Source organism: Pseudomonas sp. MYb118 (assembly GCF_040947875.1).
Classification (GTDB): Bacteria; Pseudomonadota; Gammaproteobacteria; order Pseudomonadales; family Pseudomonadaceae; genus Aquipseudomonas.
The window spans coordinates 131,285-149,506 of sequence record NZ_JBFRXN010000001.1; the positions used below are offsets into that span (position 1 = coordinate 131,285).

The following is an 18,222-nucleotide window of genomic DNA, read 5'->3' on the forward strand; positions in this document are numbered from 1 at the left end:
GTGAGGGATGCGCGATCGACTGTTGGCGGCGGAGAAAGTTAAGGCCATCGATTGGCGTGATGGTGCCCTGTATCTGCTCGATCAGCGTATTTTGCCGCTCGAGGAAACCTGGCTCGCCTACACCAGCGCCGCTGGCGTGGCCGAGGCTATTCGTTCGATGGTGGTGCGCGGTGCGCCGGCCATCGGCATCAGCGCCGCGTACGGCATCGTGCTCGCGGCCCGCGAACGAATTGCCCAAGGCGGCGACTGGTACGCCGCGCTGGAAGAGGATTTCGCCCTGCTGGCCGATTCCCGTCCCACCGCCGTCAACCTGTTCTGGGCGCTCAACCGCATGCACGATCGGCTCGATCGCCTGAAAGAGCATGACGATCCGCTGGCTGCGCTGGAAGCCGAGGCCATCGCCATTCATGAAAGTGATCGCGAAGCCAACCTGACTATGGCGCAACTGGGCGTGGACCTGATCCGCAAGCACCAGGGCAATGCCCAGGCGATCCTGACCCATTGCAACACCGGCGCGCTGGCCACTGGCGGCTTCGGTACGGCGCTGGGGGTGATTCGCGGCGCCTTCATCGAGGGCATGGTCGAGCGCGTGTACGCCGACGAAACCCGCCCATGGCTGCAGGGCTCACGCCTGACGGCCTGGGAGCTGGTCAACGAAGGCATTCCGGTGACGCTCAACGCCGACTCGGCCGCCGCCCACATCATGAAGACCAAGGGCATCACCTGGGTCATTGTCGGCGCCGACCGCATCACGGCCAATGGCGACGTGGCGAACAAGATCGGGACCTACCAACTGGCGGTCAACGCCATGCACCACGGCGTGCGCTTCATGGTGGTGGCGCCAAGCTCGACCATCGACATGAACCTGGCCAGTGGCGATGACATTCCGATCGAAGAGCGCGACGGCCGCGAATTGCTGGATGTGGGCGGCAAGCGGATCGGCGCGGATGTCGAGGCGTTCAACCCGGTGTTCGATGTGACCCCGGCGGACCTGATCGACGCGATCGTGACGGAAAAGGGCATCGTCGAGCGTCCGGATACGGCGAAGATGGCGCAGTTGATGTGCCGTAAGCGGCTGCATTAAAGGTATTGGGTGTTTTTGCGGGCCCCATCGCGGGCAAGCCCGCTCCCACAGGTTACAAAGGTGTCCACAAATTTTATGTACACCCTCCAACCCTGTAGGAGCGAGCTTGCTCGCGATGAGGCCAGTAAAGCCTACAAATGAACCCGATCCAGCCCCGATTTCACCATTCAACAGGGCTCTAAGCCCCTCAGAACCCCGTCAAGCCAATCACCGCTCATCTAACTACACTCCATGCGCATCTGGGGGATAGGTGCGTGGCGGCTCTTGTGATAACATCCGGCGGTTTCCAGGGTAGCCCGATGGGGCTGCCTCTACTGCGCAGATCCATGGCATAACTCGTTGATTTGTCGTAAGTCGGTGCAAGGGCTATCCACCTGCATCGGCGAGCTTCGTTGGTCCTGACGAAGTTTCACCAGAAAAAGGAATCAGGCTTCTCATGGGCGAACTGGCCAAAGAAATCCTCCCGGTCAATATCGAAGACGAGCTGAAGCAGTCCTACCTCGACTACGCAATGAGCGTAATTGTCGGGCGGGCACTGCCGGATGCGCGCGATGGCTTGAAGCCCGTGCACCGGCGCGTGCTGTTCGCGATGAGCGAGCTGGGCAACGACTTCAACAAGCCGTACAAGAAATCTGCCCGTGTCGTCGGTGACGTGATCGGTAAGTATCACCCGCACGGTGATACCGCGGTGTACGACACCATCGTTCGTATGGCGCAGCCGTTCTCGCTGCGTTACCTGCTGGTCGACGGCCAGGGCAACTTCGGTTCGGTGGACGGCGACAACGCCGCGGCCATGCGATACACCGAAGTGCGCATGACCAAGCTGGCGCACGAGCTGCTGGCCGACCTGCACAAGGAAACCGTGGACTGGGTGCCGAACTACGACGGCACCGAACTGATCCCGGCGGTCATGCCGACCCGTATTCCCAACCTGCTGGTCAACGGCTCCAGCGGTATCGCCGTGGGCATGGCGACCAACATCCCGCCGCACAACCTCGGTGAAGTCATCGACGGTTGCCTGGCGCTCATCGACAACCCGGAACTGAGTGTCGATGACCTGATGCAATACATCCCAGGTCCGGACTTCCCGACCGCCGCGATCATCAACGGTCGCGCCGGCATCATCGAAGCCTACCGCACCGGCCGTGGCCGCATTTACATGCGCGCCCGCTCGATCATCGAAGACATCGACAAGGTCGGTGGCCGCCAGCAGATCGTCATCACCGAACTGCCTTACCAGCTGAACAAGGCGCGCCTGATCGAGAAGATCGCCGAGCTGGTCAAGGAGAAGAAACTCGAAGGCATCACCGAGCTGCGCGACGAGTCCGACAAGGACGGTATGCGCGTGGTGATCGAGCTGCGTCGTGGCGAAGTGCCTGAGGTGATCCTCAACAACCTTTACGCCCAGACCCAGTTGCAGAGCGTGTTCGGCATCAACATCGTTGCGCTGATCGACGGCCGCCCACGGATCCTCAACCTCAAGGACCTGCTGGAAGCCTTCGTTCGCCACCGTCGCGAAGTCGTCACCCGCCGTACCGTGTTCGAACTGCGCAAGGCGCGCGAGCGTGGTCACATCCTTGAAGGTCAAGCGGTCGCCCTGTCGAACATCGACCCGGTCATCGCCCTGATCAAGGCCTCGCCAACCCCGTCGGAAGCCAAGGAAGCGCTGGTCAGCACCCCTTGGGAATCCACTGCGGTGGTGGCGATGGTGGAGCGTGCCGGCGCCGATTCGTGCCGTCCGGAAAACCTCGATCCGCAATACGGCCTGCGCGACGGCAAGTACTTCCTGTCGCCGGAACAGGCCCAGGCCATCCTGGAACTGCGCCTGCACCGCCTGACCGGCCTGGAGCACGAGAAGCTGCTGGCCGAGTACCAGGAGATCCTCAACCAGATCGGCGAGCTGATCCGCATCCTCAACAGCGCCGCGCGCCTGATGGAAGTGATCCGCGAAGAGCTGGAAGTGATCCGCGCCGAGTACGGCGATGTGCGTCGCACCGAGATCCTCGATGCCCGTCTCGACCTGACCCTGGGCGACATGATCCCGGAAGAAGAGCGCGTCGTGACCATCTCCCACGGCGGCTATGCCAAGACCCAGCCGCTGGCTGCGTACCAGGCCCAGCGTCGTGGCGGTAAAGGCAAGTCGGCTACCGGCGTCAAGGATGAGGACTACATCGCTCACCTGCTGGTCGCCAACAGCCACACCACGCTGCTGCTGTTCTCCAGCAAGGGCAAGGTGTACTGGCTCAAGACCTACGAGATTCCGGAAGCGTCCCGCGCCGCCCGTGGTCGTCCGCTGGTCAACCTGCTGCCGCTCGATGACGGTGAGTACATCACCACCATGCTGCCGGTCGAGGAATACACCGAAGGTCACTTCATCTTCATGGCCACCGCCAACGGCACCGTGAAGAAGACCCCGCTGGAGTCCTTCAGCCGCCAGCGCAGCGTCGGCCTGATCGCCCTGGAACTGGACGAAGGCGACGTGCTGATCTCGGCCGCCATCACCGACGGCGAGCGTGAAGTCATGCTGTTCTCCGACGGTGGCAAGGTAACTCGCTTCAAGGAAACCGACGTTCGCGCCATGGGCCGTACCGCTCGCGGTGTGCGCGGCATGCGCCTGCCGGAAGGCCAGAAGCTGATTTCCATGCTGATCCCGGAAGAAGGCAGCCAGATCCTCACCGCTTCCGAGCGTGGTTATGGCAAGCGTACCGCGATCACCGAGTTCCCTGAGTACAAGCGTGGCGGCCAGGGCGTGATCGCCATGGTCAGCAATGATCGTAACGGCCGACTGGTCGGTGCGGTCCAGGTGCTGGACGGTGAGGAAATCATGCTGATTTCCGACCAGGGCACCCTGGTTCGTACCCGTGTCGACGAAGTGTCCAGCCTGGGTCGTAACACCCAGGGTGTGACCCTGATCAAGCTGGCCAACGATGAAACGCTGGTGGGCCTGGAGCGGGTGCAGGAGCCTTCGGAAGTCGAGGGCGAAGAGTTCGAAGGTGAAGAAGGTGCAGAGTTCGACGGTGAAGTCGTGATAGACGACGCTGCCGAAGACCAGCAACTCGACGCCGCCGCTGACGAAGAACCACAGGAATAAGCGTACATGCAGGGGGCGGATGAAAATTCGCCCCCTTGTTGTTTATCCCTTATGAAAAAATCGGCACCAATTGAGATCCCTTGTGGGAGCGAGCCTGCTCGCGATTGCAGGCGCCGCGGTACCTCTTGACGCTGTTGAGATCTATCGCGAGCAGGCTCGCTCCCACAACAGCTCTGTTTCAGCAGGGCCCCTGGTGTCGCCAGTTAGTGTTTTTATTGCGTGATATCACCAAATCAGAGCGAGATTGGATGTGAGCAAGAGAGCCTTTAACTTCTGTGCCGGTCCTGCGGCACTGCCCGAAGCGGTCCTGAAGCGCGCCCAGGAAGAACTCCTGGATTGGCACGGCAAGGGCCTGTCCGTCATGGAAATGAGCCATCGCAGCGATGAGTTCGTGTCCATCGCGACCAAGGCCGAGCAGGATCTGCGTGACCTGCTGAATATCCCTTCGAACTATAAAGTGCTGTTCCTGCAAGGTGGCGCGAGCCAGCAGTTCGCTCAGATCCCGCTGAACCTGTTGCCCGAAGGCGGCACTGCCGACTACATCGACACCGGTATCTGGTCGCAGAAAGCCATTGAAGAGGCTTCGCGCTACGGTCATGTCAATGTCGCGGCTACCGCCAAGCCATACGACTATTTCGCCATCCCTGGCCAGAACGAGTGGAAGTTGTCCAAGGACGCGGCCTACGTTCACTACGCGCCAAACGAAACCATCGGTGGCCTGGAATTCCAGTGGATCCCCGAGACCGGTGACGTGCCGCTGGTCGCCGACATGTCCTCCGACATTCTCTCGCGCCCTGTCGATGTTTCGCGTTTTGGCATGATCTACGCTGGCGCGCAGAAAAACATCGGCCCGAGCGGTATCGTCGTCAACATCGTTCGCGAGGACTTGCTGGGCAAGGCCCGCGCACTGTGCCCGACCATGCTCGACTACAAAGTCGCGGCTGATAACGGCTCGATGTACAACACCCCGCCAACCCTGGCCTGGTACCTGTCCGGTCTGGTGTTCGAGTGGCTGAAAGAGCAGGGTGGCGTCGAAGCCATCGGCAAACTCAACGACGTGAAGCAGCGCACGCTGTACGACTTCATCGACGCCAGCGGCCTGTACAACAACCCGATCAACAAGTCCGACCGCTCGTGGATGAACGTGCCATTCCGCCTGGCCGACGATCGCCTCGACAAACCGTTCCTGGCCGGTGCCGAAGAACATGGCCTGCTGAACCTCAAGGGCCACCGCTCCGTGGGCGGCATGCGCGCCTCCATCTACAACGCCGTCGATATCGTTGCGATCAACGCACTGGTTTCGTACATGGCAGAGTTCGAGAAGGAACACGGCTGATGTCTGAGCAAGAACTCAAGGCACTGCGCGTTCGTATCGACGCCCTGGACACCAAGGTCCTGGAGTTGATCAGTGAGCGGGCACGCTGCGCCCAGGAAGTTGCGCGAGTAAAGATGGCTTCACTGGCTGAAGGCGAAGTGCCGGTGTTCTATCGTCCCGAGCGTGAAGCTCAGGTGCTCAAGCGCGTGATGGAGCGTAACCAGGGCCCGCTGGGCAACGAAGAGATGGCGCGGTTGTTCCGCGAAATCATGTCCTCGTGCCTGGCTCTCGAGCAGCCGCTGAAAGTGGCTTACCTCGGCCCGGAAGGGACCTTCACACAAGCTGCAGCGATGAAGCACTTCGGCCACGCCGTGATTAGCAAGCCGATGGCGGCGATCGACGAAGTGTTCCGTGAAGTGGCGGCCGGCGCGGTGAATTTTGGCGTGGTCCCGGTGGAAAACTCCACCGAGGGCGCAGTCAACCACACCCTCGACAGCTTCCTCGAGCACGACATGGTCATCTGTGGCGAAGTCGAGCTGCGAATTCACCACCATCTGCTGGTCGGTGAAAATACCAAGACCGACAGCATCAGCCGCATCTACTCCCACGCCCAGTCGCTGGCCCAGTGCCGCAAGTGGCTGGATGCACACTACCCGAATGTCGAGCGCGTGGCGGTTTCCAGCAACGCCGAAGCGGCCAAGCGGGTCAAGGGAGAGTGGAACTCGGCGGCGATTGCCGGCGACATGGCCGCTGGTCTGTATGGTTTGACCCGACTTGCCGAGAAAATCGAAGATCGTCCGGATAACTCCACGCGCTTTTTGATGATCGGTAACCAGGAAGTACCGCCGACCGGCGACGACAAGACTTCAATCATCGTCTCCATGAGCAACAAGCCCGGTGCGCTTCACGAGTTGCTGGTGCCGTTCCACGACAACGGCATCGACCTGACTCGCATCGAGACTCGTCCTTCGCGCAGTGGTAAATGGACCTACGTGTTCTTCATCGACTTCGTCGGTCACCACCGCGATCCGCTGGTCAAGGGCGTGCTGGAAAAAATCAGTCAGGAAGCAGTGGCACTTAAAGTGTTGGGTTCCTACCCGAAAGCCGTTCTCTAAGGGGTAGCAAATGAGTGGCAACTTCCTCGCCCTGGCGCAGCCGGGCGTGCAACAACTGTCGCCTTACGTTCCGGGCAAGCCCGTGGATGAACTGGCGCGTGAACTGAATATCGACCCGGCGAACATCGTCAAGCTGGCGAGCAACGAAAATCCGCTGGGCGCCAGTCCCAAGGCGCTGGCGGCGATTCGTGAAGAGCTGGCCGAGCTGACCCGTTATCCGGACGGCAATGGTTTCGCGCTCAAGACGCTGCTGGCAGAACAGTGCCGCGTCGAGCTCAATCAGGTGACGCTGGGCAATGGCTCCAACGACATTCTGGAACTGGTCGCCCGTGCTTACCTGGCGCCTGGCCTGAATGCCGTGTTCAGTGAGCATGCCTTTGCCGTTTACCCGATCGCCACCCAGGCGGTGGGTGCCACCGCCAAAGTGGTGCCGGCCAAGGAGTGGGGGCATGACCTGCCGGCCATGCTGGCGGCCATCGACGCCAATACCCGCGTCGTCTTCATCGCCAACCCGAACAACCCGACCGGGACCTGGTTCGATGCCGAGGCGCTGGACGAATTCCTCCAGGATGTGCCGGAGCACGTGCTGGTGGTGCTGGACGAGGCCTACATCGAGTACGCCGAGGGCAGCGACCTGCCGGACGGCCTGGATTTCCTCGCGGCTTATCCGAACCTGCTGGTATCGCGCACCTTCTCCAAGGCCTATGGCCTGGCGTCGCTGCGCGTGGGTTATGGCTTGTCCACCGCCGTGGTCGCCGACGTGCTGAACCGCGTTCGCCAGCCGTTCAACGTCAACAGCCTGGCCTTGGCTGCCGCGTGCGCCGCCCTGAAGGACGAAGAGTACCTGCCCGAGAGCCGTCGCCTGAACGAGGCCGGCATGCAGCAGCTGGAAACAGGGTTCCGTGAGCTGGGCCTGAGCTGGATTCCGTCCAAGGGCAACTTCATTTGCGTCGACCTGGGGCGTGTTGCCGCGCCGGTATTCCAGGGCTTGCTGCGCGAAGGCGTGATCGTGCGCCCGGTGGCCAACTATGGCATGCCGAACCACTTGCGCATCACCATCGGCCTGCCGGCGGAAAACAGCCGCCTCCTCGAGGCGCTGAGCAAGGTCCTGGCTCGTGGTTGATGTCACTGCACCGCAATCTGCTGAGCCTATGATCGGTCGCCTGGTGGTGGTCGGTCTGGGTCTGATCGGTGGTTCGTTTGCCAAGGGTTTGCGTGAAAGCGGCCTGTGCCGCGAAGTGGTCGGCGTCGATCTCGACCCGCAGTCGCGCAAGCTCGCGGTCGAGCTGGGCGTGGTCGATCGTTGCGAAGACGACCTGGTGAAGGCGTGCCAGGGCGCTGACGTGATTCAGTTGGCCGTGCCGATCCTGGCCATGGAAAAACTGCTCGGCCGTCTGGCCGGCATGAATCTGGGCCAGGCGATTCTCACCGACGTCGGCAGCGCCAAGGGCAATGTCGTGCGCGCCGCCACCGAAGTGTTTGGCGGCATGCCGGCGAACTTCGTGCCGGGCCACCCGATTGCCGGTTCCGAGCAGAGTGGGGTGGAAGCCTCCAATGCCGAGCTGTTCCGTCGTCATAAAGTGATTCTGACACCGCTTGCGCAGACCGATCCGGCGGCGCTGGCGGTGGTCGACCGTTTGTGGCGTGAGCTGGGCGCCGATGTCGAGCACATGCAGGTCGAGCGCCACGATGAAGTGTTGGCGGCGACCAGCCATTTGCCGCACCTGCTGGCGTTCGGCCTGGTCGATTCGTTGGCCAAGCGCAATGAAAACCTTGAGATCTTCCGTTACGCTGCCGGCGGTTTCCGCGATTTCACGAGAATCGCGGGGAGTGATCCGGTCATGTGGCACGACATCTTCCTCGCCAACCGCGAAGCTGTCCTGCGCACACTTGATACATTTCGCAGCGACCTCGACGCCTTGCGCGACGCGGTCGATGCAGGGGATGGGCACCAGTTGTTGGGCGTCTTCACGCGCGCCCGGGTTGCTCGCGAACATTTCAGTAAAATCCTGGCCCGCCGGGCTTATGTGGACGCTATGAACTCCAACGACCTGATTTTCCTGGGACAACCGGGTGGCCGCCTGACTGGGCGGATTCGTGTACCGGGTGACAAATCGATTTCCCACCGTTCGATCATGCTGGGCTCTTTGGCTGAAGGCGTTACCGAAGTCGAAGGCTTCCTCGAGGGCGAAGATGCCCTCGCCACCCTGCAGGCCTTCCGTGACATGGGCGTCGTGATCGAAGGTCCGCACCATGGTCGCGTGACCATCCACGGCGTCGGCCTGCATGGCCTCAAACCTGCGCCGGGCCCGATCTATCTGGGTAACTCCGGTACGTCGATGCGTCTGCTGTCGGGCCTGCTGGCCGCGCAGAACTTCGACAGCACCCTGACCGGTGACGCATCGCTGTCCAAGCGCCCGATGAACCGCGTGGCCAATCCGCTGCGTGAAATGGGTGCGGTGATCGAAACCGCAGCCGACGGTCGTCCGCCGATGACCATTCGTGGCGGCCACGCCCTCAAGGGCCTGACCTACACCATGCCGATGGCCAGTGCCCAGGTTAAATCCTGCCTGTTGCTGGCTGGGCTGTACGCCGAAGGCAAGACCACTGTCACCGAACCGGCGCCGACGCGCGACCATACCGAGCGCATGCTGCGTGGCTTCGGCTACCCGGTCAGTGTCGATGGCGCTACCGCGTCGGTGGAGTCCGGGCACAAGCTGACCGCTACCCACATCGAAGTGCCGGGTGACATTTCCTCGTCGGCGTTCTTCCTGGTGGCGGCGTCGATCGCCGAAGGTTCCGAACTGGTGCTCGAGCACGTCGGCATCAACCCGACCCGTACCGGCGTGATCGACATCCTGCGCCTGATGGGGGCCGACATCACCCTGGAAAACCAGCGTGAAGTGGGCGGCGAGCCGGTAGCTGACCTGCGCGTACGTGCGGCTAAACTCAAGGGGATCGAGATCCCTGAAGAGCTGGTGCCGTTGGCCATCGACGAATTCCCCGTGCTGTTCGTGGCTGCCGCCTGTGCCGAAGGGCGCACCGTGCTGCGCGGTGCCGAAGAGCTGCGCGTGAAGGAATCGGACCGCATTCAAGTGATGGCTGATGGCTTGCTGGCACTGGGCGTCAAATGCGAACCGACCCCGGACGGCATCATCATCGACGGTGGTTCGATCGGTGGTGGCGAAGTGCACGGTCACGGCGATCACCGCATCGCCATGGCGTTCAGCGTCGCTTCCCTGCGCGCCACTGCGCCGATCCGCATCCATGACTGCGCCAACGTCGCGACTTCGTTCCCGAATTTCCTGGCGCTGTGCGCCCAGGTCGGTATCCGTGTTGCACAAGAGGCTCAGTCGTGAAGAACATCGCACCGGTCATCACCATTGACGGGCCAAGCGGCTCCGGAAAGGGCACGGTTGCCGGGATCCTGGCCAGGCGCCTGGGCTGGAACCTGCTGGATTCCGGTGCGCTGTACCGCCTGCTGGCCTTTGCCGCGCATAACCATGGCGTCGACCTGACCAACGAAGAGCTGCTGAAAAAGCTTGCCGCTCATCTGGATGTGCAATTCATTGCGGCGACCGAAGGTCAGCTGCAGCGCATCATCCTTGAAGGTGACGAGGTCAGCGACGTGATCCGTACGGAAAGCGTCGGCTCGGGTGCTTCCCAGGTGGCTGCACTGCCTGCCGTACGCGAGGCGCTGCTGCAGCGCCAGCGTGCCTTTCAGGAGGCGCCGGGCCTGGTCGCCGATGGTCGCGACATGGGAACGGTGGTGTTCCCGGACGCGCCCTTGAAGATTTTCCTCACTGCCAGTGCCGAGGAGCGCGCGCGCCGTCGTTACTTGCAGTTGAAGGGGAAAGTCGAAGGTGTTAGTCTGTCGAGTCTGCTAGATGAGATACGTGCACGCGATGAGCGTGACACCCAGCGAGCGGTAGCCCCGCTCAAGCCGGCGGCTGACGCCATCCAGCTGGATTCCACGGAATTATCCATCGACCAGGTGCTGGAACGCATCATGAGCGAAATCGCCATTCGCGATATCGCCGGGTGACCAAGAAGGCCGCAGGGGACCAGTCATAGTCCTGTGGTGCTTCTTTTAAATGAAACCAACCCACATCGTCTGGGATGTGGAAATGGGCGTATTCTTCGCCCTTATCTACAGGAATTAAAATGAGCGAAAGCTTTGCGGAACTCTTTGAAGAAAGCCTAAAAACCCTGAACCTTCAGGCTGGCTCCATCATCACCGGTGTTATCGTTGATATCGACTACCAAGCTCGCTGGGTAACCGTTCACGCTGGCCTGAAGTCTGAAGCACTCATCCCGCTTGAGCAGTTCTACAACGACGCTGGCGATCTGAACATCAACGTCGGTGACGAAGTTCACGTTGCTCTGGACTCGGTTGAAGACGGCTTTGGTGAAACCAAGCTGTCCCGTGAAAAAGCCAAGCGCGCTGAATGCTGGATTGTTCTGGAAGCAGCCTTCGCAGCCGAAGAAGTGGTCAAGGGCGTTATCAACGGTAAGGTTAAAGGCGGCTTCACTGTCGACGTTAACGGCATCCGTGCGTTCCTGCCAGGTTCTCTGGTTGACGTCCGTCCAGTGCGCGATACCACGCACCTGGAAGGCAAAGAGCTGGAATTCAAGGTCATCAAACTCGACCAGAAGCGCAACAACGTTGTCGTTTCCCGTCGCAGCGTCCTCGAAGCCGAGAACTCCGCCGAGCGTGAAGCTCTGCTGGAATCCCTGCAGGAAGGCCAACAAGTCAAAGGTATCGTCAAGAACCTCACCGATTACGGCGCATTCGTCGATCTGGGTGGCGTCGATGGCCTGCTGCACATTACCGACATGGCTTGGAAACGCATCAAGCATCCTTCCGAAATCGTCAACGTTGGCGACGAGATCGATGTCAAGGTTCTGAAGTACGATCGCGAGCGCAATCGTGTTTCCCTGGGCCTGAAGCAACTGGGCGAAGATCCATGGGTTGCTATCAAAGCCCGTTACCCAGAAAGCACTCGCGTTACCGCTCGTGTAACCAACCTGACCGACTACGGCTGCTTCGCTGAGCTGGAAGAAGGCGTTGAAGGTCTGGTACACGTTTCGGAAATGGACTGGACCAACAAGAACATCCACCCTTCGAAAGTCGTACAAGTCGGCGACGAAGTGGAAGTCATGGTTCTGGACATCGACGAAGAGCGTCGTCGTATCTCCCTCGGCATCAAGCAGTGCAAGTCCAACCCATGGGAAGACTTCTCTGGCCAGTTCAACAAGGGCGATAAAATCTCCGGCACCATCAAGTCGATCACCGATTTCGGTATCTTCATTGGTCTGGACGGCGGCATCGACGGTCTGGTTCACCTGTCCGACATCTCCTGGAACGAAGTGGGCGAAGAAGCCGTTCGCCGCTTCAAGAAGGGCGACGAGCTGGACACCGTTATCCTGTCGGTTGACCCAGAGCGCGAGCGTATCTCCCTGGGTATCAAGCAACTGGAAAGCGATCCGTTCTCCGAGTACGTCTCGGTTAACGACAAAGGCGCCATCGTTAAAGGCACTGTGAAAGAAGTTGACGCCAAAGGCGCCATCATCGTTCTGGCCGACGATATCGAAGCGACTCTGAAAGCCTCCGAAATCAGCCGTGACCGCGTTGAAGACGCGCGCAACGTTCTGAAAGAAGGCGAAGAAGTAGAAGCCAAGATCATCAGCGTTGACCGCAAGAGCCGCGTAATCCAGCTCTCGATCAAGTCGAAAGACGTTGAAGACGAGAAAGAAGCCATCCAGAGCCTGCGCGACAAGCCAGTAGCTTCGGATGCTCCAGTAGCCACCACCCTGGGTGACCTGCTGCGTGCTGCACAAGCGGAAAAGCAGAACTAAGTTCTGACTTTCTGTAGAAAAAGGGCGACTTCGGTCGCCCTTTTTTGTGCCTGGGATTTGCTCTGTCGAGAAACTGCCTGCGGTGAAATCTGTAATGAAACCAACAAGCTTGTGGAGTTGTCTGTTTTTAATGGGATCAATCGTTTAACTGCAGCTAGTCTTGATCTCAAGTTGACTGCAGTCGGATGAGGCCTCAGGCATAAGGAATTGAATGAACAGGCTCATGGTTGTTGCGATGGTGCTGTTGTTGGCGCTGGTGGGGTGCTCCACGGGTGCAAAGACCCATGCAGTGCACGGGGTGAGTGGCATCGAGGTTGATTGTTCGGGTTTGGGCTCGGGTTGGGAGAAGTGCCGAAAGAGAGCTGCCAAGGAGTGCAAGGGTGGTAGCTACAAGGTCGTCGCGCGCTCCGATGAGGTGAAAGATGATGGTGAGTATCCCTTCGGCTTCAATCCGGCCGGCTATCTGACTCGTACCATGTTGGTTATCTGCAGATGAAATGCTGTCGTGTGACCGTGGCGCACTAAAATCGGGCGGATTATATGGAGAAGATAAGTGGTGATTTGGGCTGTTCAAATTGCTTTCGACATGCTAAAACCTTCGAAGCGCTTTTCCTAGCTGCTTGAAAAAGAAGGGAAAAATATGACGAAGTCGGAGTTGATCGAACGAATTGTCACCCATCAAGGCCTGCTCTCATCCAAGGATGTGGAGTTGGCAATCAAGACCATGCTTGAGCAGATGTCCCAATGCCTGGCCACCGGCGATCGAATCGAGATCAGGGGGTTTGGTAGCTTTTCCTTGCATTATCGCGCGCCGCGAGTCGGGCGTAATCCGAAAACCGGCCAATCGGTCAGTCTGGACGGAAAATTCGTTCCTCATTTCAAGCCGGGGAAAGAGTTGCGAGATCGAGTCAATGAGGAGGAAGAAGTGCATGATGAGCTGTAGGGGTAGGGGAGTATCGCCGTGAGGGGTTTCAGGCGAATACTCTATGCGGCGTTCTTGTTGGTTTTGGGGCTTACGGTCGTGTTGTTTTTGCTCGAAAACCGGCAGACAACTTCTGTGCTGTTTCTTGGGTGGGCTGCACCCGAGTTACCGATATCCGCCCTGTTGATCATTGCGCTGCTGTCGGGGATGGCAGTTAGTCCGTTGTTAGTCTGGTTCAAGGTCAGGTTGGGGCGAACAGCTGGTCGCTCTAAGTAAATGATTGGCCGGATGAATCCAGGGTAAAGAGTGAAAGCTCTGTCAGAACTTTCCGAGATGATTTTTATTATCGAAAAACTTGCGTGTTTTATGCGGGTAGTCTTAACTTTGTAACAATGCCCCTATAGGGTAGATCTGTTATGTTGTATGGTCCGCTTTATTGAAGAAAGAGTGTAGTTATGTTGAAAGCTCGATCTGGGATAAAAAATGAGGATGAAGTCGACCTGGTTGCTCTGGTCAAGGAGTTATGGACTCAAAAGCTTTTGATTTTTGGTTTTACGGTGCTGGGGGTCGCTTTGGCGTATGCCTACGTCTCTCTATCCAAATCCCCTCCGGTATATGAAGCAAAAATTTACGTCTTGCCTCCTGCACAAAGTGGGGTCGCTGCTTTTAATGTCGGGCGCAGTGCCAATGACGAAGGTTTGAAGCCTTTTACAGTAAAAGAAGTCTATGCCGTCTTTACCCAGAATCTTGTCGGGGAGACGCTTCGCCAGGATTTTTTCAAAGAAGTCTATTTACCCTCTCTCCCGCAAGCTTCGCGTGAGAACTCGGTAGACCAGTTATATAAAACTTTCTCTGAGCAACTGGTCGTCAGTGCAGATAAGGGCGTTCCGGACCGTTATTCCGTCACCGTCCAGAGTCAGGACTCAAAACAGGCTGCCAGCTGGGGGGAGGCCTATCTTGATCGTGCGGCTGAGGCGGCGAAGGCGGAAATCATTCTGAATATAAAGCAGGAGGCCCTGGTCAGGGCGGATGATCTCCAGTCAAGAATTGCAAGTTTGCGTGAGTCGGCTCTTCTCAAGCGTGAGGACCGTATCTCGCAATTGCGTGAGGCATTGAGCATTGCCAAGGCTATTGGTCTGGTGGAGCCGCAGTTGCCATCCAGTGCATCGGTCACCGTGAAGGGGGGCGTGAACGAGTCGTTGGCCTATCGGCGTGGCAGCAAGGCGCTGGCGGCAGAAATTGAAGTTTTGCAGTCTCGATCCTCGGACGATGCATTTGTGCCGGAGCTGCGAAAACTGCAAGGCAAGTATGAGGAGTTGAGTCGATTGAGCGTGGACCCCGCAAAGGTCTCCGTCAGTCGTCAGGATGGTGAGGTCGAGGTACCGAGCACCCCACTCAAGACCAAGAAGAACCTTATAATGTTGGCAGGTCTGATCGCCGGTTTGTTACTGGGTGTTTTTTTGGCATTGGTACGTATTTTCTTACTGCGGCCTCCAGAGTCGAGAAATCCTGTTCTGGATGAAGGCTAGAGGAAGTCTCTGCCTTAGTTATTGTATTTTACTTGATATCGGGCCCTGCCGGTATGCATCGTTGATGTGTCGGCGGGGCTTTTTCATTGGGTGTTCTCTAGGTGTTCGCGTGAAGTGTCTTTCGGTTGAGTGTTGCCACGAAGAAGGACCTTCTGAGCATCTGGGTGGCGGTTTGTCGGATACTCGAAGCAGGTGTTTCTGGGTGTGTCGAAAAAGTGGTTTGATGCACGAGTGTAAATATCTGAAAGCCATCCCCGTCGAGAGCAGGCATAATGTGGCTCTGCAGGATCGCGGGGCGTAATCGCATTGGCCTCGTCCGTATCAATGGCGCATCAGGAGGGTGCATGGAGCAAACGAGGGCCTCGGCCTGCCGTCGCACAGGGAAGGCATTAAGTGCCATCGTTGCCTGGGCCGAATTCATTGCGGACACATCAGGGTGGGTCGCTGAATGAATGGAGAGCAAGGGTTTGAACGATCAGTCTCTGCTGTCGGGGCGCAACTACCAGGGGCCCGAGACTGGTACCTGGCCCAGTGTAAGCCAAGGCAAGACGAGAGGGCCGAAGAGCATCTGACTCGTCACGGGTACATCGGTGTACGCCCAATGTGCATTCAACAGTCGCTAGTGAACGGGCATTTGCACGAGAGTACCAACTCTTTTTCCCCCGGTTGTGTGTTCATCCAGCCCGGCCCCGATTGTAGTCGGGTGCCGTTGCGCTCAATGCTTGGTGTCAGTCGGATAGTCAGCTTTGGCGAAAGGTCGGCGGCTGTCGGCGAAGATCTGGTTTGGCAATTACATGCGCGAGTTGAAGGTTTCGAGGGTCCCTTGTTCCTGGAGGGGGAGCCTGTACGCGACGCTAGTGACGAGTGTGCCGAAATGGATAATTGGATGGTGAAGTGCTGGTGATTTCGCCCGTTCGTAGGTCTCAAACGGTCAGGTTGGAAGCAATTCCAGGGCGGTGATTCCGTCCCATGTGTGTACATAATTGCTGAATAAGATGAATTTAAAGGAGTTGTGTTTGATGTCAGGCTTAAAGCAGGCGAGCGTCGCTAAGTTCAAGAAAAAAGAGGCCGTCATCGGTATTGTTGGCCTCGGCTACGTGGGTCTGCCTTTGATGCTGCGTTACAATGCGATCGGCTTCAAGGTTCTGGGTATTGATATCGACATCTTTAAAGTCGACGCGTTGAATTCGGGCAAGAGCTACATCGAGCATATTTCTGGCGAGAAAATAGCACGTGCCCGCGACAGCGGTTTTGAGGCAACGACTGATTTCGAGCGCGTTGCCGAGTGCGATGCGCTGATACTGTGTGTTCCCACGCCACTGAACAAGTATCGAGAACCCGATATGAGTTTTGTGGTTAATACCACTGATGCCATCAAGCCATATTTGCGCGCTGGCCAGGTCGTTTCCCTGGAAAGTACGACCTATCCAGGGACGACGGAAGAGGAACTGCTTCCTCGAATCCAGGAAGGCGGACTGCGAGCCGGTGAGGATATTTTTCTCGTTTATTCCCCGGAGCGGGAAGATCCGGGCAACCCCAATTTTGAAACCCGCACCATTCCCAAGGTGATCGGTGGTCATACGGCCGCCTGTCTTGAGGTGGGGGTCGCTCTTTATGAGCATGCGATAGACAAGGTCGTCACCGTCAGTTCGACCAAGGCTGCCGAAATGACCAAGCTCCTGGAGAATATTCACCGGGCGGTGAATATCGGCCTGGTGAACGAAATGAAAGTCGTTGCCGATCGAATGGGGATCGACATCTTTGAAGTCGTCGACGCTGCCGCGACAAAGCCTTTTGGTTTCACCGCTTATTATCCGGGGCCTGGGCTGGGTGGTCACTGCATCCCGATCGACCCTTTCTACCTGACCTGGAAGGCTCGGGAGTATGGCTTGCACACGCGCTTCATCGAGTTGTCCGGTGAGGTAAACAAAGCCATGCCAGAGTACGTTCTGGGCAAGCTGATGGATGGTCTTAACCAGAGCGGGAAAGCACTGAAAGGTAGTAAAGTGCTGGTGCTTGGAATCGCCTACAAGAAAAACGTTGACGATATGCGTGAGTCACCTTCCGTCGAGATCATGGAATTGATTGAGTCTAAAGGTGCAGTGGTTGCTTACAGCGACCCACATGTCCCGGTTTTTCCGAAAATGCGCGAACACCACTTTGATCTTGTCAGTGAAGAATTGTCCGCAGCTAATATTTCTTCTTTCGATGCAGTGGTTCTGGCAACGGATCATGACAAATTTGATTATGAACTGATTGGTCGGCACTCCAAGTTGTTGGTCGATACGCGCGGAAAGTATCGCGCGCCAGAAGCCCATATCATTAAAGCCTGATTGATGGAGTTATTCTCTTGAAACGTTTTGCCCTGATCGGTGCGGCTGGTTATATTGCACCTCGCCATATGCGCGCTATAAAAGACACCGGAAACGAGTTGGTGTCGGCTTATGATATTAATGACTCGGTTGGTATTATCGACAGTATCTCTCCGCAGAGTGAGTTCTTTACTGAGTTCGAGCGATTCCAGGAGCACGCCTGGCGGTTGAAGCGCGACCCTGCCAGTGCGTTGAATTATGTTTCGGTGTGCTCTCCAAATTATCTGCACGCCTCGCATATCGCCGCTGGCTTACGCTTGGGCTGCGATGTTATTTGCGAGAAACCGCTGGTCCCGACGGTTGCGATCCTGGAGGATCTCGCCCTGGTCGAGCAGGAAACCGGCAAACGGGTGTATAACATTCTGCAACTTCGTCATCATCAGGCCATTCTCGGTCTGAAGGAAAAAGTTGCGCGCGAATCTCGTGATCAGAAATATGATGTCGAGCTCACCTATATCACCTCTCGCGGGAAGTGGTATATGGAGAGCTGGAAAGGCGATCCGCGCAAGTCATTCGGTGTGGCCACCAATATTGGCGTGCACTTTTACGACATGCTGCATTTTATCTTCGGTAAACTTCAGCGCAACGTCGTCCATTTCGCAAATGAATACAAGGCCGCTGGCTACCTGGAGTATGAAAAGGCCCGGGTGCGCTGGTTCCTGTCTATTGATGCCAATGATTTGCCAGAAGCGGTGAAGGGCAAAAAACCGACTTATCGCTCGATTACCGTTGATGGCGAGGAGATGGAGTTTTCAGAGGGCTTCACCGATCTTCATACGATCAGCTACCAGGAGATACTGGCTGGTCGTGGATACGGGCTGGAGGATGCACGTCACTGTGTTGAGACTGTCGAAGTCATTCGCTCAACTGCGATCAGCAGCGCACGTGATGATGAAGGCCATCCTTTTCTTCAAACCCTGAGTCGATGAAACACT

Annotated in this window: 14 protein-coding genes; all 14 read left to right on the top strand. The window is 57.9% G+C overall.

Features of this window, described 5'->3' with window-relative positions; translation table 11 throughout:
* Nucleotides 1-7 precede the first annotated feature (7 nt).
* The 14 genes from mtnA to wbpB all read left to right on the top strand — a co-directional run bounded on the left by mtnA (nucleotide 8) and on the right by wbpB (nucleotide 18,216).
* Nucleotides 8-1,084, top strand: a complete 1,077-nt coding sequence (gene mtnA, locus ABVN20_RS00655) for an S-methyl-5-thioribose-1-phosphate isomerase (protein ID WP_368553243.1) — start codon at nucleotides 8-10, stop codon at nucleotides 1,082-1,084.
* A 436-nt stretch (nucleotides 1,085-1,520) separates the two neighbouring features.
* Nucleotides 1,521-4,175, top strand: coding sequence for a DNA gyrase subunit A (gene gyrA / locus ABVN20_RS00660; protein ID WP_368553245.1), 2,655 nt, complete (start codon nucleotides 1,521-1,523; stop codon nucleotides 4,173-4,175).
* A 250-nt stretch (nucleotides 4,176-4,425) separates the two neighbouring features.
* Nucleotides 4,426-5,511: a 3-phosphoserine/phosphohydroxythreonine transaminase gene (serC, locus tag ABVN20_RS00665; RefSeq protein ID WP_368553247.1), complete on the top strand. Its 1,086-nt coding sequence runs from the start codon at nucleotides 4,426-4,428 to the stop codon at nucleotides 5,509-5,511.
* Entirely contained in the window at nucleotides 5,511-6,605 is a 1,095-nt protein-coding gene (gene pheA, locus ABVN20_RS00670) for a prephenate dehydratase (protein ID WP_027620100.1), read from the top strand. The genes serC and pheA overlap by 1 nt, the downstream gene beginning before the upstream one ends.
* Nucleotides 6,606-6,615: 10 nt before the next feature.
* Complete coding sequence (hisC, locus tag ABVN20_RS00675) at nucleotides 6,616-7,728, top strand: histidinol-phosphate transaminase (protein WP_368553249.1); 1,113 nt, start codon at nucleotides 6,616-6,618, stop codon at nucleotides 7,726-7,728.
* A 28-nt stretch (nucleotides 7,729-7,756) separates the two neighbouring features.
* Nucleotides 7,757-9,964 (top strand): bifunctional prephenate dehydrogenase/3-phosphoshikimate 1-carboxyvinyltransferase, encoded by a 2,208-nt coding sequence (locus ABVN20_RS00680; protein ID WP_368553251.1) that lies wholly within the window; start codon nucleotides 7,757-7,759, stop codon nucleotides 9,962-9,964.
* Nucleotides 9,961-10,650, top strand: a complete 690-nt coding sequence (gene cmk, locus ABVN20_RS00685; protein ID WP_368553253.1) for a (d)CMP kinase — start codon at nucleotides 9,961-9,963, stop codon at nucleotides 10,648-10,650. Before ABVN20_RS00680 ends, cmk begins: the two co-directional genes overlap by 4 nt.
* Nucleotides 10,651-10,769: 119 nt before the next feature.
* Entirely contained in the window at nucleotides 10,770-12,464 is a 1,695-nt protein-coding gene (gene rpsA / locus ABVN20_RS00690) for a 30S ribosomal protein S1 (RefSeq protein WP_368553254.1), read from the top strand.
* A gap of 211 nt (nucleotides 12,465-12,675) precedes the next feature.
* Nucleotides 12,676-12,960, top strand: a complete 285-nt coding sequence (locus ABVN20_RS00695) for a hypothetical protein (RefSeq protein ID WP_368553255.1) — start codon at nucleotides 12,676-12,678, stop codon at nucleotides 12,958-12,960.
* Between the two features lie 144 nt (nucleotides 12,961-13,104).
* Nucleotides 13,105-13,407 (top strand): integration host factor subunit beta, encoded by a 303-nt coding sequence (ihfB, locus tag ABVN20_RS00700; protein ID WP_368553257.1) that lies wholly within the window; start codon nucleotides 13,105-13,107, stop codon nucleotides 13,405-13,407.
* A 434-nt stretch (nucleotides 13,408-13,841) separates the two neighbouring features.
* A complete protein-coding gene (locus ABVN20_RS00705) occupies nucleotides 13,842-14,915 on the top strand; it encodes a Wzz/FepE/Etk N-terminal domain-containing protein (protein ID WP_368553259.1) in 1,074 nt (357 codons plus the stop codon).
* Nucleotides 14,916-15,363: 448 nt separating this feature from the next.
* Nucleotides 15,364-15,819: a transcription termination/antitermination NusG family protein gene (locus ABVN20_RS00710; RefSeq protein ID WP_368553261.1), complete on the top strand. Its 456-nt coding sequence runs from the start codon at nucleotides 15,364-15,366 to the stop codon at nucleotides 15,817-15,819.
* Between the two features lie 115 nt (nucleotides 15,820-15,934).
* Nucleotides 15,935-17,248 (top strand): UDP-N-acetyl-D-glucosamine 6-dehydrogenase, encoded by a 1,314-nt coding sequence (gene wbpA, locus ABVN20_RS00715; protein WP_368553262.1) that lies wholly within the window; start codon nucleotides 15,935-15,937, stop codon nucleotides 17,246-17,248.
* 17 nt (nucleotides 17,249-17,265) lie between these two features.
* Nucleotides 17,266-18,216 (top strand): UDP-N-acetyl-2-amino-2-deoxy-D-glucuronate oxidase, encoded by a 951-nt coding sequence (gene wbpB / locus ABVN20_RS00720; protein ID WP_368553264.1) that lies wholly within the window; start codon nucleotides 17,266-17,268, stop codon nucleotides 18,214-18,216.
* Nucleotides 18,217-18,222: the final 6 nt, after the last annotated feature.